This window comes from Kitasatospora sp. NPDC059088, from assembly GCF_042738155.1.
Lineage (GTDB): Bacteria > Actinomycetota > Actinomycetes > Streptomycetales > Streptomycetaceae > Kitasatospora.
In genome coordinates this window covers 1-21998 of the sequence record NZ_JBHYGR010000077.1, presented here as the reverse complement: position 1 = coordinate 21998, position 21998 = coordinate 1, and the positions used below count along the sequence as shown (strand labels likewise).

Here is a 21998-nt window from a genome sequence, read left to right as displayed (position 1 = left end):
GCGTGGGAGGGTGTCGGAGTGAACGTGCTGGATGTGCTGCTGGTCCTCGCCGCCGTCGGATTCGCCATTTCGGGCTACCGGCAGGGCTTCGTGGTGGGCGTCCTGTCGCTGGTCGGCTTCCTCGGCGGCGGCCTGCTGGCCGTCCAGCTGCTGCCGCTGCTGCTCGACCACCTCAGCCCCGGCACCACGGCCTCGGTGGTGGCCGTGGTGGTGGTGATCGTCTGCGCCGCGATCGGCCAGGCGGTCACCGCGCACTACGGCTGGAAGCTGCGCGGCCACATCGACCGCCGTCCGGCCCGGGTGCTGGACGCGTCCGGCGGCGCGGTGGTCAACGTGATCTCGATGCTGCTGGTCGCCTGGCTGATCGGCTCCGCGCTGGCCGGCACGTCCCTGCCGACGGTCTCCAAGCAGGTCCGCTCCTCGGCGATCCTCAGCGGCGTCCAGGAGGCGCTGCCGGGTGACGCGCCGAACTGGTTCTCCGACTTCTCCAAGGTGCTCGCCCGCAACGGCTTCCCGCAGGTCTTCAACCCCTTCGAGCACGAGCCGATCACCCAGGTCGACACCCCGGACCCGGCGCTGGCCAACAGCCCGGCGGTGGCCCGGGCGCGGCAGAGCCTGGTCAAGGTGGTCGGCACCGCGACCTCCTGCGGCAAGACCCTGGAGGGCAGCGGCTTCGTCTTCGCCCCGCACCGGGTGATGACCAACGCCCACGTGGTGGGCGGCGTCGACGAGCCGACCGTGCAGATCGGCGGCGTCGGCCAGCTGTACGACGCCACGGTGGTCCGCTACGACTGGCAGCGCGACATCGCCGTCCTGGACGTGCCCAAGCTCAACGCGCCCGCACTGACCTTCGCGGGCGAGGCGAGGACCAACGACAGCGCGATCGTCGCGGGCTTCCCCGAGAACGGCGCCTTCAACGTCCAGCCCGCCCGCATCCGCGGCCGGATCCAGGCCAACGGCCCGGACATCTACCACCGCGGCCAGGTGGTGCGCGACGTCTACTCGGTGCGCTCGCTGGTCCGCCAGGGCAACAGCGGCGGCCCGCTGCTCACCCCGGACGGCCAGGTGTACGGCGTGGTCTTCGCCAAGTCCCTGGACAGCGCCGACACCGGGTACGTGCTGACCTCGGCCGAGGTGCGCGAGGACGCGACGGCGGGCAGCACCGCGAGCGGCCGGGTGGACACCCAGGGCTGCGCGCTCTGAGACCGCGCCCCGAAACCGCGGGGCCCGCCGGTGCGGGATCCGTCGTACCGTCAGGCCGCCCTGGTAGCCTCGGCGGCGCTCACCCGTTCGGCTCAACCGGGTTGCCGTCCCGGAGTGAGTCAACGGGAGGTCGTGGTAGTCCGATGATGGGTCATTCGCACGCGGTGAGCGGGGCGATGCTGTACGCGGCCTCGGCCCCGTTCCTGCCCCCGCTGCTGCTGCACACCACGCTGCAGCCGGCGGACATACTGATGGGCACGGTGCTGTGCGCGGGCGCGGCACTGCTGCCGGACCTCGACCACCACGACGGTTCGATCGCCAACTTCCTCGGCCCGCTCTCCAAGGCGCTCTGCCGCTTCGTGGCCTGGGCCTCCGGCGGGCACCGGCACGCCACCCACTCGCTGCTGTTCGTGGCGCTGATGGGCGGCGGCACCTGGGCCGGCGTCACCTTCCTGGGCCGCTACTTCACCCTCACGGTGACGTTCTTCCTGCTGGCGCTGGCGGTCAAGGCGCTGCGGCTCTGCCCGCCGAGCAACGGCCCGGAGGCGTGGATCACCGTCATCGGCCTGGCCGCGCTCGGCACCTTCGGGATGAACACCTGGATGCCCAACGCGCCCGGCTGGCTGCCGTACGCGGTCGGGCTGGGCACGCTGGCGCACCTGCTGGGCGACTGCCTGACCAAGAAGGGCGCGCCGCTGCTGTGGCCGCACAAGGAGCGCTACGAGATCGTGCTGATCAAGCGCAGCGGCAACAACGTCGAGACCAAGGTGCTGGTGCCGATCATGTCGGTGGCGACCTTCGTGCTGCTCTGGTTCACGGCGCTGTCACCGCAGATCGTGAACTAGGCGCAGAACGCCAACTAGCCGCAGAACGTGAATCAGCCGCAGAGCGTGAACTGAACGGCGGCCGGAAGCGGCGCGGGGCCTCAGGTCTCGCGCCGCAGCCGTGCGCCCACCCACCGGGCGCGCCGGCCGAGGATGCGCGGGATGCCCAGCTGCCGCTGCGCCCCGCGCTGGCGGCGGTCGAGGCCCTCGAAGCCGAGGTCCTCCGCCCGGTCCGGGAGGTGTGCGGGGCGCTGGGGACTGTTGTGGCGTCGGCCGCGCGGGGCGTCGTCGCGATCGGGCATCCAGGTCATACCGGAATGGATGCCCCTGGGCCGGAGGGAGTAACCGCCCGGGTGCGCCGAAACTGGCCCATGCGCATGTCATATGAGCGCAACATCAAGGGAGTTGGGACTTCCGACCCCTTCCGGGAGCCCTGGGGAGGGCCCTCCGGTCGTCACTCCTTGTGGCGACCGACCCAGTCCAGCAGCTCCGCCGTGAACTCCTCCGGAGCCTCCTCGTGCGGGAAGTGCCCGACCCCCGGCAGCAGCCGCCAGCGGTACGGCGCCGCCACGTACTCGCCGCCGCCCAGTGCGGTGTGCGACAGCAGCACCGGGTCCGCGGCGCCCTGGACGTGCAGGGTCGGTGCGGTGATCGGCTTCTTCATCCGGCGGGCGAACTGGATGCCGTCCGGCCGGGCCATCGAGCGCAGCAGCCAGCGGTACGGCTCGATCGAGCAGTGCGCGGTGCTGGGGATCTGGATCGCCTGCCGGTACGCGTGCACCGCCGCCCCGTCCAGCTTGTTCGGCCCGGCCCACTCGTCCAGGTAGCGGCCCACCAGCGCCGCGTCGTCGGCGACCAGGCGGCGTTCCGGTATCCACGGCCGCTGGAAGCCCAGGACGTGGTCGAAGGCGGCGATCTGCTTGCGGTCCGTCAGCAGCGCCCGGCGCAGGTCCCGGGGGTGCGCCGCGGAGACCGCGGTGAGGCTCTGGATCACCGAGGGGCGCATCACCGCCGCCACCCAGGCCAGGGTGCCGCCGGAGGCGTGCCCCACCAGGTGCGCGCGGCGCTCGCCGAGCGAGCGGATCACCCCGGTGATGTCCAGGGCGAGGTTGCCCGGGTCGTAGCCGCGCGGGGTGCGGTCGCTGCCGCCGATGCCGCGCAGGTCGAGCGCCACGGCGCGGTAGCCGGCCTCGGCCAGCGCGGTCAGCTGGTGGCGCCAGGCCCACCAGTACTCGGGCCAGCCGTGCACCAGCAGCACCAGCGGGCCGGAGCCCAGCTCGGTGATGTGGAAACGGGCGCCGTTGGCCGCCAGGTCGCGGTGCTTCCACGGACCGGACTGCCGGATGCTCCACGCCTCGGCAGCGGCGTCCTCGGACCGCCCGGGGGCGGCGGCGCCCTCGACGGCCTCCGGGCCGGTCTCCGGGCCGCCCTCGGGCCCCGAGGCGGGGCCGGAGACGGCGGACGGCTGCGCGGGAGCGGGCTTCTGGTCGAGCGGCATACCGAGAGCGTGTCACATCCGTGCGAAGGACACGTGCCCGGCACTCGCTGCGGGCGGGTCCGGGCACGTACGGGCGGGGGCGGTTACGGGATGCGGCCCAGGCCCCGGTCGATCTCCTCCTGGGTGGCCGGGCGCGGCCGGGCGTTCCTCAGCACCTCGGCGGTCTTCTGGGCGCCCTCGATGGTGCGCTCCGGCTTCTGGATCTTCTTGAAGAAGCGCCCCGCCAGCAGGAAGAGGACGGCGGCGAGCACCCAGTAGGCGGCTGCCACGATGAGGAAGGACCAGCCGAGCGACAGGCCCAGCGCGTGGATGCCGAAGGCGAACGCGGCGCTCAGCATCGGAACGGAGAACAGCAGCACCACGGCGGCGACGGCGCCCGAGACACCGCCGGCGACGCCGCGCTTGACGTCCGCCTTGATCTCGGACTTGGCGAGCGCGATCTCGTCGTGGACGAGTGCGCTCAGGTCGGCGGTGGCCGCCGCGAACAGCTGCCCCACCGAACGCTCGCCCTCGTAGGGCGCCCGGCCGTTGCTGGACGGGTCTGCGGCTCCTGTGGGCATCAGCGGTTCTCCTCTGCGGCTGTTGCGGCGTGACGCCGTCGCGGGGCGCGGTTTCCGGGGCCGGTGGGGGATCCGGAGGCGTCAGTGGTGTGTCGACAGCTCAGAATCATGCCCCTACCGGTCAGTCGGACACCACTCCGGGGCCCCGCCGGAGGGACGTGTCCTGGCTTCGGAAGGCGGCCGCGGGGTGCGGCGCGGGGTGCGGTACGGCGTGGAGTGCGGTGCGGCGCGGGGTGCGGCGTGCGGTGCGGTGCGGTGCGGTGCGGGCCCCTCGGCGGGGCTCAGCGGTCGCTGCCGGGACCTTCGCCCGGCCGGGGCCGGGGTGCCTCGGCGAGCGCCGCCCGGTCGGCGGTCCGGGCCCGCCAGGCCGGATCGTCCTGCTGGTAGACGTCCGGGATGCCGTCGCCGTCCTCGTCCCGGTCCTCCTCCTCGCACAGGGCGCGGTAGTGCCGGTTGCGCAGCTTGAGCAGCACGGTGGCGACCACCGCGCAGAGCAGCGAGCCGACCAGGACGGCCGTCTTGGAGCGGTCGGCCAGCGCCAGGTCGTCCGGGAACGCCAGTTCGCTGATCAGCAGCGAGACGGTGAAGCCGATCCCGGCGAGCACCGAGACGGCGAACAGGTCGGCCCACTTGAGCTGGGGGTTCAGCTCGGCCCGGGTGAACCGGGCGGCCAGCCAGGTGCCGCCGAATATGCCCACCGTCTTGCCGACCAGCAGGCCGATCACGATGCCGAGCGGGGCGGCCTGGGTGAACACCTCGCGCAGGGCCGGGCCGGAGATCGTCACCCCGGCCGCGAACAGCGCGAACACCGGGACGGCCAGTCCGGCCGAGAGCGGGCGGACCAGGTGCTCGATGTGCTCGCCGGGGGAGTGCTGCTCGTCGCCCTCCCGGTGGCAGCGCAGCATCAGGCCCATCGCGACGCCGGCGACGGTGGCGTGGATGCCGCTCTCGTGCATCAGCGCCCAGACCACGAGGGCCAGCGGCACGAACAGGTACCAGCCCTTCACCCCGCGCCGGTGCAGGAACCAGAACAGCACCAGACCGGCGAAGGCCAGGCCGAGCGCCCAGAACTTGATCCCGGAGCTGTAGAAGACCGCGATGATCAGGATCGCGATCAGGTCGTCGACCACGGCCAGGGTCAGCAGGAAGGCGCGCAGCGCGGAGGGCAGGTGACTGCCGACCACGGCCAACACCCCGAGGGCGAAGGCGATGTCGGTGGCGGTCGGGATGGCCCAGCCGCCGGGGTGGCCGCCGCTGCCGGAGTTGACCAGGGCGAACAGGATCGCGGGCAGGGCGACGCCGCAGACGGCGGCGATCACCGGCAGCAGCGCGGCGCTCGGGGTGCGCAGCTCGCCCGCCACGAACTCGCGCTTGAGCTCGATGCCGGCCACGAAGAAGAAGACCGTCAGCAGGCCGTCCTTGGCCCAGTTGGCCAGGGTGAGGTCGAGGTGGAGCGGGGCGGAGGGGCCGATCCGGTGGTCGAGCACGCTCTCGTACGCGTTCGGCCAGACGTTGGCCCAGATCAGCGCGACCACGGCGGCGGCCAGCAGCAGCATCCCGCCGACCGTCTCGGTGCGCAGGGCGTTGGTGACGAAGGTGCGCTCGGGCAGCGACAGCCGGCCGAGGAACTGCCGGCGGCGGGTCGTCGGCTCGTGGGCGGGCGGCTGGTCGGTCACGGGGACCTCCTGGTGCTGGGAGCGGCAAACGGATGCACGGGTGGTGCAGTTGCCGACCAGACTTCCCGGCGCGCCCTGTGACGCCCGCGGATCCTGTCAAGGGCCTTGATGCGTCCTTAACAGTCTAGCGGGACGTTCAGGTGACATCCGGATTGTCCTAGTAAATGACTTAAGCCCTGAGGGCCGCTACTGCACTCCCGAGGAGCAGCGGACCGGTACCCGAACGGCCCAGGCCGAGTGCAGTCGGGTGAACGGCTCCCTAAGGTCGATCGCAGGCGCCCGCCCGATCCGGGCCGGTGCGCAGCCCTTCGGTTCCCGCTGTTCTAGCTGTTCTAGCTGTTCCCGCTGTTTCTGCTGGAGGCACGACCATGTCCGGTGGTGGCACCACCCTGCCCCAACCGCCCCTCTTACCCGGTGAGCCCGCCGACGCCGACCGGCATCCCGGCCGGGTGCTCCACCCGGACCCTCGTCCGGAATTCGCCCCGGAGTTCGCCCCGAAGTGCCGTGCGGAGGCCGCCGAGGACGTCCCGGCGGACCTCGACCGGCTGCTCCGTCCGCTGTTCCGCTCCGCCGGACCGGACGGCGGCGTCGCCGTCGTGGTGATCCGCGGCGACGAGCGGACGGTCGCCTGCCGGGGGCACTCCGACCGCTCCGGCCGCCACCCGGTCCGGGCCGACACCCGCTTCGAGCTCGGGTCCGTGACCAAGACCTTCACCGGACTGCTGCTCGCCGAGATGGCCGCCCGCGGTGAGGTCCGCTACGACGACCCGATCGACCGCTACCTCCCCGCGAACGCCGTCCCCGGCTACCCGCACGAGCGGCCGATCACCCTGCTCCACCTGGCCACCCACACCTCCGGCCTGCCCCGACTGCCGGTCGGCCTGCTGCCGGCCGCGGCACCCCGGTGGTTCACCCGCCCGTACGCCACGTTCGGGCCGACCCACCTGCTCGACGCACTGTCACGGACCCCCGTCCGGGGCACCCCGGGCACCCAGGTGCGGTACTCCAACCTCGGCTCCGGGCTGCTCGGACTGCTGCTGGCCAACGCGGCCGGACAGCGCTACGACGACCTGCTGGCCACCCGGGTCTGCGGGCCGCTCGGCCTGCTGGACACCTCCAGCGGCCCCGGCCGGGAGGACGTCAGCGGGTACCGGCGCGGCCGACGGGTGCCGTCCTTCCGGCTGCCCGCCCTGCCGGGCGCCTCGGCACTGCGCTCCACCGCGGACGACATGCTCCGCTACCTCCAGGCCCACCTGTCGCTGGACGCCGTCCCGTTGCCCGAGCGGGCCGACGCGGCGGCGCTGCGCACGGCGCTCGGCGAGGTCCGTCGGCCGAGGGTGGGGCGGCGCCGGGGCGGTACCCGGCTCTGCGTGGGCTGGAACCAGTGGGGGCCGGGCGGTGTGCTGGGTGCCGGCCAGGGTGGGGGCGGCGCGGACGGCGCCGGCGGCGAGGCCGGTGCGATCGGCTCGGTCGGTGAACTGGCCGCGGTCGACGCGGTGGGGGTGCCGGCCGCGGGGGAGGGCGCCGAGGAGCTGGTGTTCCAGGTCGGGTCGACCCGGGGGTTCAGCACCTTCGTCGGGTTCAGTCCGCGGGCCCAGGTCGGGCTGGCGGTGCTGGCCGGAGCATGGACGGGAGTGCGGGTCCTGCGCGGCCGGGGCATCGTCCAGGGCGCCTACGAGACCCTGCGCACCCTGGCCGCCCAGCGCGGCACGGCGATCGGCACGGTGGCCGGTACCGCAGCGGTGGAGGGGCGAGCCCCGTACGACGTGACGCTGTGACGGCCTGATGCTGTGACGACGTGACGGCGGGGCCCCGGGTGGTGGTCACGCACCGCCCGGGGCCCCGCTCCGTATGGCTGCTGAAAGGCTTCTGACGCCTCGATCAGCCGTTGTTGCTGTTGCCGTCGCCGTGCGGCGGCAGCTGGGCCTGGATCTGGCTCATCACCGTGCTGTCGGCGAGGGTGGTGGTGTCACCGACCTCGCGGCCCTCGGCGATGTCGCGCAGCAGACGGCGCATGATCTTGCCGGAACGGGTCTTCGGCAGCTCGCCGACGACCTTGATCTGCTTCGGCTTGGCGATCGGGCCGAGCGTGCGGCCGACGTGGGCGCGCAGCTCCTCGACCAGCTCGGGGGTCTCGGTGACGCCGCCGCGCAGGATCACGAACGCGACGATGGCCTGGCCGGTGGTCGGGTCGGCGGCGCCCACCACGGCGGACTCCGCCACGGTCGGGTGGCCGACCAGGGCCGACTCGACCTCGGTGGTGGAGATGTTGTGGCCCGAGACCAGCATGACGTCGTCGACCCGGCCGAGCAGCCAGATGTCGCCGTCCTCGTCCTTCTTGGCGCCGTCACCGGCGAAGTAGCGGCCCTCGAAGCGCGACCAGTAGGTGTCGATGTAGCGCTGGTCGTCGCCCCAGATGGTGCGGAGCATGGACGGCCACGGCTCGGTGAGCACCAGGTAGCCGCCGGAGCCGTTCGGGACCTCCCTGGCCTCGTCGTCCACCACGGTGGCCGCGATGCCCGGCAGGGCGCGCTGGGCCGAGCCCGGCTTGGTCTCGGTGACGCCCGGCAGCGGGCTGATCATCATGGCGCCGGTCTCGGTCTGCCACCAGGTGTCGACGATGGGGGCCTTGCCGCCGCCGATGTGCTCGCGGTACCAGACCCACGCCTCGGGGTTGATCGGCTCGCCGACGCTGCCCAGCACCCGCAGCGAGGACAGGTCGAACTTCGCGGGGATGTCGTCGCCCCACTTCATGAACGTGCGGATCGCGGTCGGCGCGGTGTAGAGGATCGTCACGCCGTACTTCTGGACGATCTCCCAGAACCGGCCCTGGTGCGGGGTGTCCGGGGTGCCCTCGTAGATGACCTGGGTGGCGCCGTTGGAGAGCGGGCCGTAGACGATGTACGAGTGGCCGGTGACCCAGCCGATGTCGGCGGTGCACCAGTAGACGTCGGTCTCCGGCTTGAGGTCGAAGACCGCGTGGTGGGTGTAGCTGGCCTGGGTGAGGTAGCCGCCCGAGGTGTGCAGGATGCCCTTGGGCTTACCGGTGGTGCCCGAGGTGTAGAGGATGAACAGCGGGTGCTCGGCCTCGTGCGCCTCGGGGGCGTGCTCGGTGGACTGACGCGCCGTGATCTCGTGCCACCAGACGTCGCGGCCCTCGGTCCAGGCGATCTCCTGCTCGGTGCGGCGGATCACCAGGACGTGCTCGACGCCGTCGACCTTGGTGAGCGCCTCGTCGATGGCCGGCTTGAGCGCGGAGGGCTTGCCGCGGCGGTAGCCGCCGTCGGCGGTGATGACGAGCTTGGCCTGGGCGTCCTGGATGCGGGAGGCGACGGCGTCGGCGGAGAAGCCGCCGAAGACCACCGAGTGGGTGGCGCCGATCCGGGCGCAGGCGAGCATCGCGACGACCGCCTCGGCGATCATCGGGAGGTACACGGCGACCCGGTCGCCCTTGCGGACGCCGAGCTCCAGCAGCGCGTTGGCGGCCTGCGAGACCTCGTCCTTGAGCTGCGCGTAGGTGATCGAGCGGCTGTCGCCGGGCTCGCCCTCGAAGTGGATGGCGACCCGGTCGCCGAGGCCGTTCTCGACGTGGCGGTCGACGCAGTTGTAGGCCACGTTGAGCTTGCCGTCGGCGAACCACTTGGCGAAGGGCGGGTTGGACCAGTCGAGCGTCTCGGTCGGCTCGACGGCCCAGCTCAGGCGACGGGCCTGCTCGGCCCAGAAGCCCAGACGGTCCTCGGAGGCCTGGGCGTACGCGGCCGCGGTGACGTTGGCCGCTGCGGCGAGCTCTGCCGGCGGGGCGAAACGCCGCTCCTCCTTGAGCAGGTTGGCCAGGCTCTCGTTGCTCAACGCGCACTCCTCATCGAGTCATGATCTGGGGCGATCCCGTGCGTGGGGATTGTCCCGTGTGTCCCAGCGCACAGCTCACCAGGCGAACGGGCCAGTTGACAAGAGGCTCCTTGCAATTGGTGTAGACCTTTGACCGATCGTCGAACGGTCGATCGCCGAATCCGCCGTACGGTGGGCCGATCCTGGTACGACGATCCCACGACTGTGGTGCCGGTCACGACGGTGATCATGATGCCCGTCACGACGGTGGTGACGGTCATGGTGGTGGCCCCGGCGGCGATCCCGGCTCGATGTCGGTTCGACCGCAGCCCGATCACGGCTCGACCGCAGCTCGACCGCAGCTCGACCGCAGCCCGGTCGCGGCACGACTGCGGCACGACTGCGGCACGACCGCCGTACGGCCCGCTGCCCGGAGGCGGCAGGCCGTACGGCGGTCGGAGGGCCCGTGTCCCGGCCCGCCCGGCGGAGACACGGACCCGGCTCTCAGGCAGCCAGCTGGGGCCCCTCCTCGCTGCCGGCGGCCGGAATCCGGGCGTCGTTTCTCACCCGTTCGGCCGAATCGCCCTCCGGCCGGGCCTCGACCGGGCTGAACGTCCCGGCGGCGCGGTCCAGGACGTAGGCCTGAGCGGTGGCGAAGTCGAAGTACATGCCGACCAGGCGCAGGGTGCCCTCCTCGACCCGGCGCTCCACCGCGGGGTTCGCCATCAGCTGGTCCAACTGCTGCACCACGTTGGTGATGCAGAGCTGCTCCGCGAGGTCCACCACCGGCCGGTCGGCGAACTCGGCCGGGGCCCGGCGGAGCCGGTCCAGCGAGCCGCGGCCGTTGCGCAGCCAGCGGGTCAGCGGGGTGGGTGACCCGGGGCGCTCGTGCACGCCGTCCAGCAGGGCCTTCATCGCGCCGCAGCCGGAGTGGCCGCAGATCGTGATCGAGCGCACCTCCAGCGCCTCGACCGCGTACTGCACCGCGGCGGCCACCGAGTCGTCGGCCGCACCGGGCTCGAACGGGGCCGGCACCAGGTTGCCGACGTTCCGGACGGTGAAGAGGTCGCCCGGCCCGCTGTTGGTGATCATGCTGGTCACCATCCGGGAGTCCGCGCAGGTCAGGAAGAGCTGGGACGGCGTCTGCCCCTCCCGGGCCAGCCGGGCGAGTTCGGGCCTGACCAGCGGGGCGGTGTGCTGCTGGAACACCCGGACGCCGTCCAGCAGCCGGCCGTGCGGGTCCTCCTGCTGCTCGATGCAGTGGTGGCCGCCCCACGGCGTCCAGGCCCGGCAGCGGTGCGGGCCCGGGGAACTGCCCGCGCGGACGGTGCCGTCGGGGTCGAGCACCTCGTCGTCCTGGCGCCGCGTCACCAGCGAGACCTGACCGCCCGCGGCCTGGTACCCCGTTCGCCAGTCGTGCAGCGTCTCGTAGGCGGCGTGGTCCAGGAAGGAACCGTCGTGCACGACGGTGACCTCGGCGCCCCTGGGGATCCCGGCCAGCGCCCGGCTCAGCCGGGGGACGGCGGTGAAGGTGAGCGGGCCGTGGGTCTGGACGGTGACCGAGCCGTCGGGGCCGGTCGCGACGTCCACGTGGGCCCGGGTGAGCCGGTAGAGCGCGAGCAGCACGGCGGTGGCCGCGCCGAGGCCGACGCCCCACAGCACGCCGAAGGCCACCACGGCGAGCAGGGTGGTCAGGTAGACCGGGAACTCGCGGTGCCGGTGCACGTTGCGGATGTGCGCGAAGCTCACCATCTGCAGCCCGACCACCAGCACCAAGGCGGCCAGTGCGGCCAGCGGGATCCGGCGCAGCCCACCGGTCAGCGCCAGGGCGGCGGTGAGCACCCAGACCCCGTGCATGACCGAGGCCCACCGACTCTGCCCGCCGGCCCGGACGTTGGCCGTACTGCGGACGGCGCCGCCGGCGATCGGCAGTCCGCCGACCAGCCCGCTGACCAGGTTGGCGAGGCCCTGCCCGCGCAGCTCGCGGTCGAGGTCGCCGGTGCGCTGGGACATCCGGTCCACCGCCACGGCGGACAGCAGCGACTCCACGCTCGCGACGGCGGTGACGGTGAGGACGGCGGCGAGCACCCCGGCGAGCGAACCGTGCGGCAGCGCGGGCACCAGTGAGTGCGGCTGCCAGGCGGGCAGTTCGATGTGGGCGAGCTGCAGGTCCAGGGCGAGGGCGAGCGCGGTGGCGACGGCCACGGCGGCCAGCGGGCCGGGCACCTTGGTGAGGCGGGCACCGAACTCGCCCGCGCGGCCCGGGAGTCGGCCGAGCCTGGGCCAGCCCAGCAGCACGGCCACGGTCACCGAGCCGGCCAGCAGGGCGGGTGGGTGCGGACCGGCCAACTGCCCGGGCATCGCCAGCAGGTTGGCGATCGCCGAGCTCTGCGGGGAGCCGCCGAGGACGACGTGCAGCTGGGCGATGGCGATGGTCAGCCCGACCCCGGCCAGCATGCCGTGCACGATCGCGGGCGAGACGGCGAGCGCCGTCCGGGCCACCCGGCGTGCACCGAGCAGGAGTTGGAGCAGTCCGGCGGCGAGGGTGATGGCACAGGTGGCCCGCCAGCCGTACTGGGCGATCAGTCCGGCGGTGATCACGGTCAGCGCGGCTGAGGGGCCGCTGACCATGAGCGGGGTGCCGCCGCACAGCCCGACCACGATGCCGCCCACGGCCGCTGCTGCCAGCCCGGCGGTGAGCGGGGCGCCGGTGGCGAGCGCGATGCCGAGGGAGAACGGCACGGCGATCAGGAAGACCACCACGGAGGCGGAGAGGTCCTGGGCCCACCGAGCCCGGGAGCCGGGGCCGGGTGGCGCGTGGTCGGTGGTGTCGGAGGCGATGGGTGCGCTGGAGATGTCGAGGGTCATGGTCTTCCCGTCTGTCCGGGGGAACGAACGCAGTCAGGTCCGGTGGTGAGTCCGGGGTGGGGCTCCGGGGCGGATCGGCTGTCGTGGGTCGCGACGGTGTGGCGGGATGGCGTGGGCGCGGCGGGGAATGCGGGTGTCACCGGCCGGCGTCGACCATCTGGGCCCGCCAGGGGCCAGGGCGAGGAGCGGGATGTCTCGCCGAAGGCCGCCGGAACGGGCCATCAAGACTCGGTAAACCGAGGGTAATGAAAGCTTTGCACAGCGTTGTTCTCGGAGGGAAGCGGAAAATCGCCGGTTCACCCCATTGGGTGGTGTTCGAACGGACGGGAATCTGCTGGTGGGAGGCTCGGGCCGGTCCCTGGACGCTCCTTGGGCGGCCCTGGGACGTCGGCCGGGGGTGGGGCCGGAACGGCGAACGGGCCGCGGCGTCCCCCGGGGTGAGGGGGAGGCCGCGGCCCGTCCGGTCGGTGGCGGTGCCGTGCTCGGGACCGCGCGGTGATGTCAGACGGGGGCTCCGGCCGGGAGTCCGCTCGGACGGCCGCTCGGGATTCCGCCGAGGACGAAGTCCTCGTCCACCTGGGTCGCCAGGTCGATGCCGACCTTGGCGTTGGCCCAACTCTCCGCGTTGCGCCGGTGGAAGAGCACCGCCTGCGCGGTGTAGCGGTGCTCGTCGCGCAGCCCGTACGCGGCTTCGGCCTCGACCCGCAGCTGCTCCAGCACGGCCCGGTTGGCCGGCTCCAGCGACCTCAAGGGCGGCTCGGCGCCCTGCTCCAGTCGGCGTACCCAGTCCGACTGCCCGAAGGTGGTGAGCAGGTCGTCGCCGACCTCGCGGCGCAGGAACGCCAGGTCGTCCGGGCCCTGCACCTTGTTGCCGATCACCCGCAGCTGCACGCCGAAGTCCCGGGCGTAGTCCTTGTACTGCCGGTAGACCGAGACGCCCTTGCGGGTGGGCTCGGCGACCAGGAAGGTGAGGTCGAAGCGGGTGAACAGCCCGGAGGCGAAGGAGTCCGAGCCGGCCGTCATGTCGGTGACCAGGTACTCGTCCGGGCCGTCCAGCAGGTGGTTGAGCAGCAGTTCCACCGCGCCGACCTTGGAGTGGTAGCAGGCCACCCCGAGGTCCTCCTCGGTGAACGCGCCGGTCGCCAGCAGCCGGACCGAGCCCTCGTCCAGCGCGATCGGGCGGGCGCAGGCGGCGTAGACCGGGTTCTCCTCGACGATCCGCAGCAGGCGCGAACCGTGCCCGGGCGGCGTGGTTTTGATCATCTCGTCGGCCGAACGGATCAGCGGATTGCTGCCCCGGAGGTACTCCTTGATCTCCGGCAGGTGTGCGCCGAGCGAGGGCAGGGCGGCCGCATGAGCGTCCGTCAGGCCGAGTGCGGGGCCGAGGTGCTGGTTGATGTCGGCGTCGACGGCGATCACCGGTCGGCCGATGGCGGCCAGGTGGCGGATGAACAGTGCGGACAGCGTGGTCTTCCCGCTGCCGCCCTTGCCGACGAAGGCGATCTTCATCTGGGGCTCCGGCTCTCGCTCTGGGCCCTGGGGGCGGGCCGCGTGCTCAGGGGCGCGCAGGTGGGGGCGCCCTCTAACTGGAAATCGTTATCGTCTCCGATAGTGGCCATGCTAGCCGGGGTTTGGGGTCCGCCGGGGGAGGGAAGTGAGGATTGCCTCTAACGGGTGATGCGGGGTTGCTGTTCCGGGAGGGGCCGCCCGTTCATTACTCTCGGGTAGGTGAGCACTGGAACAGATCCCCTCGCCCCGTTGGCCCAGCTCCCCGGGGTGCCCGACGCCGTGGCCGAGGTGCGCAAGGCCGTCGACCGGCTCTACGGCCACCGGGTGATGCGCCGCCGCGCGGCCGAGGTCACCTCCGAGTCCGCGCTGCGCGGCGCCCGCGCGTCGGCGGCCGTGGCCGGGGCCGACTGGCCCCTGGAGGAGGTCCGCCGGCGGACCGATTTCAGCGCGGACGCCGAGGCCCGTACGGTCGGCGCGGCCCTGCGGATCACGGCCGAGGCGGGTCAGCTGCTCAGCGTCTGGCGGCACTCGCCGCTCCAGGTGCTGGCCCGGCTGCACCTGCTCGCGGTCGGCGACACCGACCCGGCCGCCGGCCGGCCGCGCCGGGCGGGGGAGGGGGCCGAGGAGCTCTTCCCGCTGGAGCTCGAACCGGTGGAGAGCGTCGAGGTCGAGGCCGCGGTCGGGCCGACGCCCGTGCTGCCGCCCGCGCCGGGCGCGGAGGAGGTCGCGGCTCGGCTGGACCAGCTCTCCCGGCTGCTGGTGGCCCGCGCGGAGGGGCAGGGCGTGGGGACGCCGGCCCTGGTGGTCGCGTCGGTGGTGCACGGCGAACTGCTCGCCCTGCGGCCGTTCGGCAGTCACAACGGGATGATCGCGCGGGCCGCCCAGCGGATCGTGCTGATCGCCGAGGGCCTCGACCCGAAGTCGATCTGCCCCACCGAGGTTGGCCTGGCCGAGCTGGGCACCGACACCTACCGGCGGGCCTTCGCGGGCTACCTGGCGGGCACGTCCGAGGGCATGGCGGCCTGGATCGCCCACTGCGGGCGGGCGCTGCGACTGGGGGTGCGGGAGAGCACGGCGGTCTGCGAGGCGATGCAGCGCGGCATGGCCTGAGCCCGGGCGGAGAGTCCGCGCGACGCGAACCCCGCGGACACGAAGATGCGGCGGCACCTGATCCTGCTGGGTGCCGCCGCTGGTGCAGACAGCCGGGTGACCAAGCATGCACCGGAAGTGCCGATCAGACGGGGATCCTGCCCGTTCGTCTGGTCCGGCGGCCCGACAGCGGGTCGGCTGCATGTGGGTGCTCGGATGTCTGTACGTGCGGTCCGTGGGGCCTGAACTGCGTTGTCGGTTTGACCTCTTCGGTCCTGACCGGGTCTCGCGGGCCGTGCTTCCTTTGTATCGCGTTTCGGCCGAAAGGGGAACCCGAAACGGGAAGTCTGTGCTGATCTGCCCGTTTCAGGGCTTTCCCGGTGGATCGCACCGGATTGCGGTGGATCAAGGTCTTCCGGTGGGCGCTTCAGGCGGCCGGGCGGCGCCGGCGGGCCAGGTACCAGATCACCCCGGCGGTCACCGCGGCCGTCCCGACCGCCACGGCCGTCAGCACCGAACCGCTCGGCGCGGAGAACTCCGGCACCCGCCGTCGCAGTTGCACCGGCCGGTCGAAGACCAGCACCGGCCACTCCCGGGCCTGCGCCTCCTTGCGCAGCGCGCGGTCGGGGTTGACGGCGGAGGGGTGGCCGACCGCCTCCAGCAGCGGCAGGTCGGTCGAGGAGTCGCTGTAGGCGTACGACGCGGCGAGGTCGTAGCCCTCCGTCCCGGCCAACTCCCGGATCGCCGCGGCCTTGTTCTCCGCGTAGGCGTAGTACTCGATCTCGCCGGTGTAGCAGCCGTCCTCGACCTTCAACCGGGTCGCGATCACGTGGTCCGCGCCCAGCAGTTCGCCGATCGGCTCGACCACCTCGGAGCCGGAGCTGCTGACGATCACCACGTCCCGGCCGGCCGCGTGATGCTGTTCGATCAGTGAGGCGGCCTCGTCGTAGATGATCGGGTCGATCAGGGTGTGCAGGGTCTCGGCGACGATCTCGCGGACCTGCTGGACGTTCCAGCCCCGGGTGAGCGCGGAGAGGTACTCGCGCATCTTCTCCATCTGGTCGTGGTCCGCGCCGCCCGCCAGGAAGACGAACTGGGCGTACGCACTGCGCAGTACGGCCCGACGGTTGATCAGGCCGCCCTGGTAGAAAGGCCGGCTGAACGCCAGCGCGCTCGACTTGGCGATGATGGTCTTGTCGAGGTCGAAGAAGGCGGCGGTCCGCAGGCCGGTCGGCCGGGGGCGGGCGGGTGCGCTCGGCTCCTCGGGCCCGGTGGGGTCGCCCTGGGACTCGTCGGCGTGGTCGTCGGCGTTCTCGGTGGTGTCCACGGGAACCGAGGATAGAGGGAGCCGCAAAACACCCCGCCATTCGGTGTACTCGTGGGCGTGCGGGTTTGTGTTTCTGGCCGCTCGGGTACACCATGGAAGTCACGGATCGTTCGCGACCGTGCTAACCCGGTCCGGCTCCTCCCCCCCGAGTCGGGCTGTGGATAGACGACCCCCGCTCTCCCCCCCGGCGGGGGTCGTCGCACGTCCGGGGCCATTTTCAGGGCTTGAAGGCCCTTCGCGCAGGCTTCCGCGCGGTCCTTCCCGAGGTGTACAGGTGGTGTCGACGGCTCGATCCGTCCACCACCTTTCGTCACTCTGCGTTGCCGTTTGCTCATGACGCGCAGGATGCCCACGGCTGGTTCCGATCGGCTCCCCGGGGTCGTTCCGGCGGGGGTGAGCGGGACTGTCCTGGCGGGGCGCGCGGGGCCGTCCTGATGGCGCGCGCAGGGCCGCTGGGGCGGGGGTGGGGAGGGTGGTCGGCTGGGGGCGATGGACGGCCGGGCCGTCCCCGCGACCCCCTTTCGTCAATTCTTCGACGAATAGCCCCCCGTCCGAGTGAACGTTTTCATCCACAACCCCCGAGTTATCCACAGGCAATCGGAACGTGGATGACGGAATCCGGATCTCCCCCCACCGTGATGGTCGGCGGCGGTCGCCGGGCAGGGCCTCACCCCTTCCTCTCCCAGAGGTCTGCCTGGCGGCCGTCCGTCGGAACCGTCCGACGCGTGCCGCGGCAGCCCCTGGTGGCCGCGGCACAGAGGGGAGAACACCATGTCGACGCCGATCACCTCCCACGTCACCGCTGAGGGCCCCGCGGCCACCGGGCCGCTCGTGGTCACCGGGGACGAGGACTTGGCCGAGCACCTGCTGCGGGTCTGCGCGGCAGCGGGCACCGAGCCCCGGCTGATCAGGGGCGCGCCGCCGCCGCGCGAGTTGTGGGAGGCCGCCCCGCTGGTCCTGGTCGGGGACGACCGGGCGGAGCACTGCGCGGGGCTGGGCCGGCGCAGCGGGGTCCTGCTGCTCGGGCTGGACCTCGACGACCCCGGCGTGTGGGTCAGAGCCGTCCAACTCGGCGCCGAGCACGTGCTGTTCCTGCCCGACGCCGAGGCCTGGCTGCTGGACCGGATCGCGGACGCGGCCGAGGGCGTCGGCTCCCCGGCCGTCACCGTCGCGGTGCTCGGCGGCCGGGGCGGGGCCGGGGCCTCGACCCTGGCCTGCGCCCTCGCGGTCACGGCCGCGCGGACCGGGCGGCGGACCATGCTCCTCGACGGCGATCCACTGGGCGGGGGCCTGGACATCCTGCTCGGCGGCGAGACGGCCCGCGGGCTGCGCTGGCCCGACCTGGCCGGTTCGCGCGGGCGGGTCAGCGGGGCCGAACTCGCCAGGGCGCTGCCGGCCCTCAAACGGCTCTCCGGGCTGTCCTGCCTGTCCTGGGACCGCGGCGACACCCTGACGGTGCCGCCGGCCGCCATGCGCAGCGTGCTCGCCGCCTCCCGACGGCGCGGCGGGCTGGTGGTGGTCGACGTGCCGCGCCACCTGGACGCGGCCGCCGGGCAGGCGCTGGAGCAGTCCGACCTGGCGCTGCTGGTCGTCCCGGCCGAGCTGCGTGCGGTGGCGGCCGCCGACCGGGTCGCGGCGGCGGCCCGGATGCGGCTCGGGGACGTCCGGGCCGTGGTGCGGCCGGTGCGGGCCGGCGGGCTCCCGGCCCACCGGATCGCCCGCGGGCTGCGGCTGGAGCTGGCGGGGGAGCTGGAACCGGAGCCGGGGCTGACCGAGGACGTCGAGAAGGGCGTCCCGCCCGGCACACGGGAGGGCGGTCCGCTCGCGCGCTTCTGCGCGAGCTTCCTGAACGAGGTGCTGCCGCCGGTGTCGGCGGTCGGAGGAGGTGCGTACTGATGGTCCGTCTGCGCAGGACAGGAACGCGGGGTGGTGCCCCGGCCCCGGGCGACGGTGCGCGGGAGCACCGGCCGCTCCGGAGCGTGCCGCCGCCCGGCGGGCCGGGCCCGGCCGGACACGGGCCCTGCCCGTACGGTCGGACGGCCAGCGAGGAGCGGTCGGCCGAGCTGGTGGACGCGGTCCGGCTGCGGCTGGCCGAGTCCGGGGCCGCCCCGACGGCGGGCTCGGTGGCAGCCGTGCTGCGGGCCACCCGGCCACCGCTCGGCGGGGACGAAGTGCTGGACACCGTGCGCTCGCTGCGCGCCGAACTGGTGGGTGCGGGCCCGCTGGAGCGGCTGCTGGCGGCGCCCGACGTCACGGACGTGCTGGTGAACGGTCCGGACGAGGTGTGGGTCGACCGTGGCGGCGGTCTGCACCGGGCCACCGGGGTCCGGTTCGCCGACGCCGAGGCGGTGCGGCGGTTGGCCCACCGGCTGGCCACTGCGGCCGGGCGGCGCCTGGACGACGCCCGGCCCTGGGTGGACGCCCGACTGCCGGACGGCACCAGGCTGCACGCGGTGCTGCCGCCGATCGCGGCCGGCTGCACGCACATCTCGCTACGGGTGTGGCGGCCCCGGCCGTTCACGCTGGACGAGTTGGTGGCGGGCGGCGCGCTGCCACCGGAGGGCGCGGAGCTGTTGGCCGGCATCGTGCGGGCGCGGCTGTCGCTCCTGGTCTCGGGTGGGACGGGCTCGGGCAAGACGACCCTGCTCGCGGCCCTGCTCGGCCTGGTCGGTCCGGACGAACGGATCGTGGTCGCCGAGGACTCCGCCGAACTGCGGCCGGCCCACCCGCACGTGGTCCGACTGCAGAGCCGACCGCCGAACCAGGAGGGGCTGGGCGAGTTCACCTTGCGGGACCTCGTCCGGCAGGCACTGCGGATGCGGCCGGACCGGCTGGTGATCGGCGAGGTGCGCGGGGCCGAGGTGTCGGACCTGCTGGCCGCGCTCAACACCGGCCACGAGGGCGGTTCCGGGACCGTCCACGCCAACACGGCGGCGGACGTGCCGGTCCGGCTGGAGGCGCTCGGCTCGCTCGCCGGGCTCGACCGCCCGGCCCTGCACAGCCAACTGCGGGCCGCGCTGGACGTGGTGGTGCACCTGGTCCGGGACTCGGACTCGGGGCGGCGCCGGGTGGCGGAGATCCACACACTGGCCGGGGACGGCAACGGGCTGGCGGTGACCACCCCGGCGGTGCGGTTCCCATCCGCGGGCGGCCTGGTGCCGGGGGCGGGCTGGGAACGGCTGGTCGGGCTGCTGGCCGCTCGCGGGGTGGCGATCGGGGCGGTGACGCCATGAGGGCCGTGGTGGCGGCGGTCTCGACCGTGGTGCCGGTGTGGGTGCCGGCCCAGGTGTCGGTGGCGGCGGCGGTGGCGCTGACGGGAGCGGGCCGGGCCGAGCGGGAGCTGCGGCTGGTGGAGATCGGGTTCGTGCTGTTCCTGGTCGCGTGTGCGACGGGCGCCCTGGTGCTGCTCGGGGCAGCGGGCCGGAAGGGTCGAGGGCAGGGAGGTGGGTGACATGACGCAGGTCCAACCGGCGCTCTGCTGGGTGACGTTGCTGTGCCTGCTGGCCGCCGTCGGGTGGCGGGCGGTCCAGGAGCAGCTACCCGGTGGGCGGCGCTCCAGGCTGGTGCCGGCGGGCAGCGGGCCCCCGGTGTACGGGCCCCCGGTCCACGGGCCGCAGCCGGAGGAGGTGGGCCGGGTGCGGGGTCGGCTGCTTGGGCTGCTGGCGCCCGAACTACTGGCGCTGCCGGTGGGCTTGGTCGCCGGCCAGGCGACCGCCTCGCCCGTGCCGGTGCTCGCGGGAGTGCTGGCCGTCCTCCCCCTGAGGAGGTGGCGGCTGCGGCGGCGACGGGAGGCCGAGGCCGGGCGGCGGGCCGCCGCGGTGGTGGAGCTGTGTGCCGCGCTGGCCGGGGAGTTGCGCAGTGGTGCGACCCCGGAGCAGGCCCTGCACCTGGTCACGGCCCGGCTGGCCGCGGACCCGGACGGGCTGCGCCGGCTCGGCGCGGAGCCGGTGGCCCGGCTGGCGGCGGGGCGCTACGGCGGGGACGTCCCCGCTGCGCTCCAGCTGCTCGCCGAACTGCCCGGAGGCAGCGGGGCGGCAGCGATCGCGGCCTGCTGGCGGGTGGCCTCCGACGGCGGGTCGGGGCTGGCCGCCGCGCTGGACCGGGTCGCGGAGGCGCTGCGCGGCGAGCGGGCGTTGACCGAGGAGATCGCGGGGGAGCTGGCCGGACCGCGCGCGACGATCGCGGTCCTGGCCGCCCTGCCGGGCGCGGGGCTGCTCCTGGGCGGAGCGCTCGGGGCCCGTCCGGTGGAGGTCCTGCTGCACACCCCGGCCGGACTCGGCTGTCTGGGGGCGGGGGCGGTGCTGGAGGGCCTGGGGGTGCTCTGGACGGCCCGGATCGTCCGGGCGGCGGCCCAGGGCGCGTTGGAGGCCCCCTGGGGTGTGGGGAGCCGTCCTGGGGTGACGGGCCTGCCTCGGCGCGGCGGTGGGCGGCGAGGGGGCCTGTGGGCGCTCGATGTCGGAGCGGGGGCGGGGTGATGCGACTGGGCGGGTGGGTGCCGGCCGGGCTTTCGGTGACGGCTGTGGCGCTATCGGCGGCTGCGGCCGGGGTGGCCCGGCACGGGGCGGGGCGCAGCGCCGGACGGAGGGCGTTCGCCTGGCAGCGGGAACGAGAGGAGGTGCGGAGTCGAACCGGGCCCGGGCGCAGCGATGTTGGGCGCACCGGTGTTGGGCGCAGCGGGGTTGGACCCCGGCGGCGACTGGCGACGGCGGTCGTCGCGGGGCTGGCGGTGGCGGCGCTGGTCGGTGGTGGCCCCGGTGCGGTGGCCGGGGTGCTGGCAGCGGTGGGCGTGCACCGGTGGTCGGCCCGGGCCAGGTCGCCGACGGATCGCCGGGCGATGCTGGAGGAGCAGTTGCTGCTCAGGCAACTTCCCTTGGGCGCCGATCTGTTGGCGGCCTGCCTCGGAGCGGCGGCGCTGCCCTCGGCGGCGGTGGCGGCGGTGGGGCGGAGCGTGGGCGCACCGCTGGGGCCGAGGCTGGTCGCGATCGGGGCCGAACTGGTCCTGGGTGCACCGCCGGAGCTCTGCTGGACCAGGTTGGGCGCACGGCACGCGGCGCTGGCGCCGCTGGCGCGGTGCCTGGTCCGGACGAGCCTCGGTGGAGCTCCCGCGACCGGTCCGTTGGTCGAACTGGCCCGGGAGCAGCGGACCGCCGCCGCCCGGGCGGCCCACGTCAGGGTCCGCCGGGCCGCGGTGCTCGCCACCGCGCCGCTCGGACTCTGCTTCCTGCCGGCCTTCGTCCTGATCGGAGTGGTGCCGGTGGTGATCGGCCTGACCAGCCGTTTCGGGTGGTCGATGTGAGTGGGTGTCGGGTCCGGGCCCGTCGGGCCGGGACCCGCGAGAGGGACCGGTAAGTATCCAGACAGGAGAGATCGATGACTGCAGTTTTCGCGACCAGGCCCAGCATCGGGCGTCCGTTCCAGCACCTGCCGGGAGCGTGGCGGCGGAAGAGCCGCGGGGTCGCCGGCCGGGTACGCAGGGTGGCGCGGTACCGCGGGCGTTCGGACGCCGGGATGACCACGAGGCGTATCGCGGCACATGCCGTGTCCCACAGTGGTCGTGTCTCGTTAGGTCACATCGCCTAGAGGGAGCGCACCTTGATGAGCGGACTCACGTATGTC

Annotated in this window: 17 protein-coding genes; 9 read left to right on the top strand and 8 right to left on the bottom strand. The window is 73.7% G+C overall.

Annotated features, from left to right (window positions below):
• Positions 1 to 18: 18 nt before the first annotated feature.
• Together ACFWXO_RS28890 and ACFWXO_RS28885 are read left to right on the top strand one after the other, a co-directional pair.
• Entirely contained in the window at positions 19 to 1203 is a 1185-nt protein-coding gene (locus ACFWXO_RS28890) for a MarP family serine protease (protein WP_375887619.1), read from the top strand.
• A 143-nt stretch (positions 1204 to 1346) separates the two neighbouring features.
• Entirely contained in the window at positions 1347 to 2048 is a 702-nt protein-coding gene (locus ACFWXO_RS28885) for a metal-dependent hydrolase (RefSeq protein WP_375887618.1), read from the top strand.
• An 80-nt stretch (positions 2049 to 2128) separates the two neighbouring features.
• Here ACFWXO_RS28885 and ACFWXO_RS28880 read toward each other — a convergent pair whose 3' ends face one another.
• From ACFWXO_RS28880 to nhaA, 4 genes are all read right to left on the bottom strand, one after another.
• Positions 2129 to 2338: a hypothetical protein gene (locus ACFWXO_RS28880; RefSeq protein WP_380527157.1), complete on the bottom strand. Its 210-nt coding sequence runs from the start codon at positions 2336 to 2338 to the stop codon at positions 2129 to 2131.
• A 143-nt stretch (positions 2339 to 2481) separates the two neighbouring features.
• Positions 2482 to 3525 carry an alpha/beta fold hydrolase gene (locus ACFWXO_RS28875; RefSeq protein WP_380399505.1) on the bottom strand — a complete coding sequence of 348 codons (1044 nt, stop codon included), beginning with the start codon at positions 3523 to 3525 and terminating at the stop codon, positions 2482 to 2484.
• An 83-nt stretch (positions 3526 to 3608) separates the two neighbouring features.
• Positions 3609 to 4085 carry a phage holin family protein gene (locus ACFWXO_RS28870; RefSeq protein WP_375887612.1) on the bottom strand — a complete coding sequence of 159 codons (477 nt, stop codon included), beginning with the start codon at positions 4083 to 4085 and terminating at the stop codon, positions 3609 to 3611.
• 281 nt (positions 4086 to 4366) lie between these two features.
• On the bottom strand, positions 4367 to 5761 hold the full coding sequence (nhaA, locus tag ACFWXO_RS28865) for a Na+/H+ antiporter NhaA (protein ID WP_380527155.1): 1395 nt from the start codon (positions 5759 to 5761) through the stop codon (positions 4367 to 4369).
• Between the two features lie 368 nt (positions 5762 to 6129).
• On the opposite strand from nhaA, the gene ACFWXO_RS28860 reads away from it, so the two are divergent.
• Positions 6130 to 7539 carry a serine hydrolase domain-containing protein gene (locus tag ACFWXO_RS28860; protein WP_380527153.1) on the top strand — a complete coding sequence of 470 codons (1410 nt, stop codon included), beginning with the start codon at positions 6130 to 6132 and terminating at the stop codon, positions 7537 to 7539.
• A 103-nt stretch (positions 7540 to 7642) separates the two neighbouring features.
• Here the strand turns inward: ACFWXO_RS28860 and acs are convergent, their stop codons facing one another.
• From acs to ACFWXO_RS28845, 3 genes are all read right to left on the bottom strand, one after another.
• Positions 7643 to 9610 carry an acetate--CoA ligase gene (gene acs, locus ACFWXO_RS28855; RefSeq protein WP_375887603.1) on the bottom strand — a complete coding sequence of 656 codons (1968 nt, stop codon included), beginning with the start codon at positions 9608 to 9610 and terminating at the stop codon, positions 7643 to 7645.
• A 483-nt stretch (positions 9611 to 10093) separates the two neighbouring features.
• Entirely contained in the window at positions 10094 to 12457 is a 2364-nt protein-coding gene (locus ACFWXO_RS28850) for a SulP family inorganic anion transporter (protein WP_375887601.1), read from the bottom strand.
• 501 nt (positions 12458 to 12958) lie between these two features.
• On the bottom strand, positions 12959 to 13966 hold the full coding sequence (locus tag ACFWXO_RS28845; RefSeq protein ID WP_375887599.1) for an ATP-binding protein: 1008 nt from the start codon (positions 13964 to 13966) through the stop codon (positions 12959 to 12961).
• A gap of 219 nt (positions 13967 to 14185) precedes the next feature.
• Between ACFWXO_RS28845 and ACFWXO_RS28840 the strand changes: the two genes are divergently transcribed.
• Entirely contained in the window at positions 14186 to 15076 is an 891-nt protein-coding gene (locus ACFWXO_RS28840; RefSeq protein ID WP_380527150.1) for an oxidoreductase, read from the top strand.
• 406 nt (positions 15077 to 15482) lie between these two features.
• On the opposite strand, the gene ACFWXO_RS28835 is transcribed toward ACFWXO_RS28840, so the two are convergent.
• The gene (locus tag ACFWXO_RS28835; protein WP_375887701.1) at positions 15483 to 16280 is read right to left on the bottom strand and encodes an HAD family hydrolase; all 798 of its coding nucleotides are present in this window, start codon (positions 16278 to 16280) and stop codon (positions 15483 to 15485) included.
• Positions 16281 to 17153: 873 nt separating this feature from the next.
• Between ACFWXO_RS28835 and ssd the strand changes: the two genes are divergently transcribed.
• From ssd to ACFWXO_RS28810, 5 genes are all read left to right on the top strand, one after another.
• Positions 17154 to 18278 (top strand): septum site-determining protein Ssd, encoded by a 1125-nt coding sequence (gene ssd, locus ACFWXO_RS28830; protein ID WP_380399521.1) that lies wholly within the window; start codon positions 17154 to 17156, stop codon positions 18276 to 18278.
• Between the two features lie 83 nt (positions 18279 to 18361).
• Positions 18362 to 19615 carry a TadA family conjugal transfer-associated ATPase gene (locus ACFWXO_RS28825; RefSeq protein ID WP_380527147.1) on the top strand — a complete coding sequence of 418 codons (1254 nt, stop codon included), beginning with the start codon at positions 18362 to 18364 and terminating at the stop codon, positions 19613 to 19615.
• The gene (locus ACFWXO_RS28820) at positions 19612 to 19833 is read left to right on the top strand and encodes a hypothetical protein (protein WP_380527145.1); all 222 of its coding nucleotides are present in this window, start codon (positions 19612 to 19614) and stop codon (positions 19831 to 19833) included. The genes ACFWXO_RS28825 and ACFWXO_RS28820 overlap by 4 nt, the downstream gene beginning before the upstream one ends.
• A 1-nt stretch (position 19834) precedes the next feature.
• Entirely contained in the window at positions 19835 to 20857 is a 1023-nt protein-coding gene (locus ACFWXO_RS28815) for a type II secretion system F family protein (RefSeq protein WP_380527143.1), read from the top strand.
• A 251-nt stretch (positions 20858 to 21108) separates the two neighbouring features.
• Positions 21109 to 21678: a type II secretion system F family protein gene (locus tag ACFWXO_RS28810; protein WP_380527141.1), complete on the top strand. Its 570-nt coding sequence runs from the start codon at positions 21109 to 21111 to the stop codon at positions 21676 to 21678.
• The last annotated feature ends 320 nt before the right edge of the window (positions 21679 to 21998 follow it).

Excerpts from the sequence above, each read along its gene's own strand:
- ACFWXO_RS28885 (WP_375887618.1), top strand. The coding sequence starts at position 1,347 with ATGATGGGTCATTCGCACGCGGTGAGCGGGGCGATGCTGTACGCGGCC.
- ACFWXO_RS28875 (WP_380399505.1), bottom strand. The coding sequence starts at position 3,525 with ATGCCGCTCGACCAGAAGCCCGCTCCCGCGCAGCCGTCCGCCGTCTCC.
- ACFWXO_RS28860 (WP_380527153.1), top strand. The coding sequence starts at position 6,130 with ATGTCCGGTGGTGGCACCACCCTGCCCCAACCGCCCCTCTTACCCGGT.
- ACFWXO_RS28870 (WP_375887612.1), bottom strand. The coding sequence starts at position 4,085 with ATGCCCACAGGAGCCGCAGACCCGTCCAGCAACGGCCGGGCGCCCTAC.
- ACFWXO_RS28880 (WP_380527157.1), bottom strand. The coding sequence starts at position 2,338 with ATGACCTGGATGCCCGATCGCGACGACGCCCCGCGCGGCCGACGCCAC.
- ACFWXO_RS28815 (WP_380527143.1), top strand. The coding sequence starts at position 19,835 with ATGACGCAGGTCCAACCGGCGCTCTGCTGGGTGACGTTGCTGTGCCTG.
- ACFWXO_RS28845 (WP_375887599.1), bottom strand. The coding sequence starts at position 13,966 with ATGAAGATCGCCTTCGTCGGCAAGGGCGGCAGCGGGAAGACCACGCTG.
- ssd (WP_380399521.1), top strand. The coding sequence starts at position 17,154 with ATGTCGACGCCGATCACCTCCCACGTCACCGCTGAGGGCCCCGCGGCC.
- ACFWXO_RS28820 (WP_380527145.1), top strand. The coding sequence starts at position 19,612 with ATGAGGGCCGTGGTGGCGGCGGTCTCGACCGTGGTGCCGGTGTGGGTG.
- ACFWXO_RS28850 (WP_375887601.1), bottom strand. The coding sequence starts at position 12,457 with ATGACCCTCGACATCTCCAGCGCACCCATCGCCTCCGACACCACCGAC.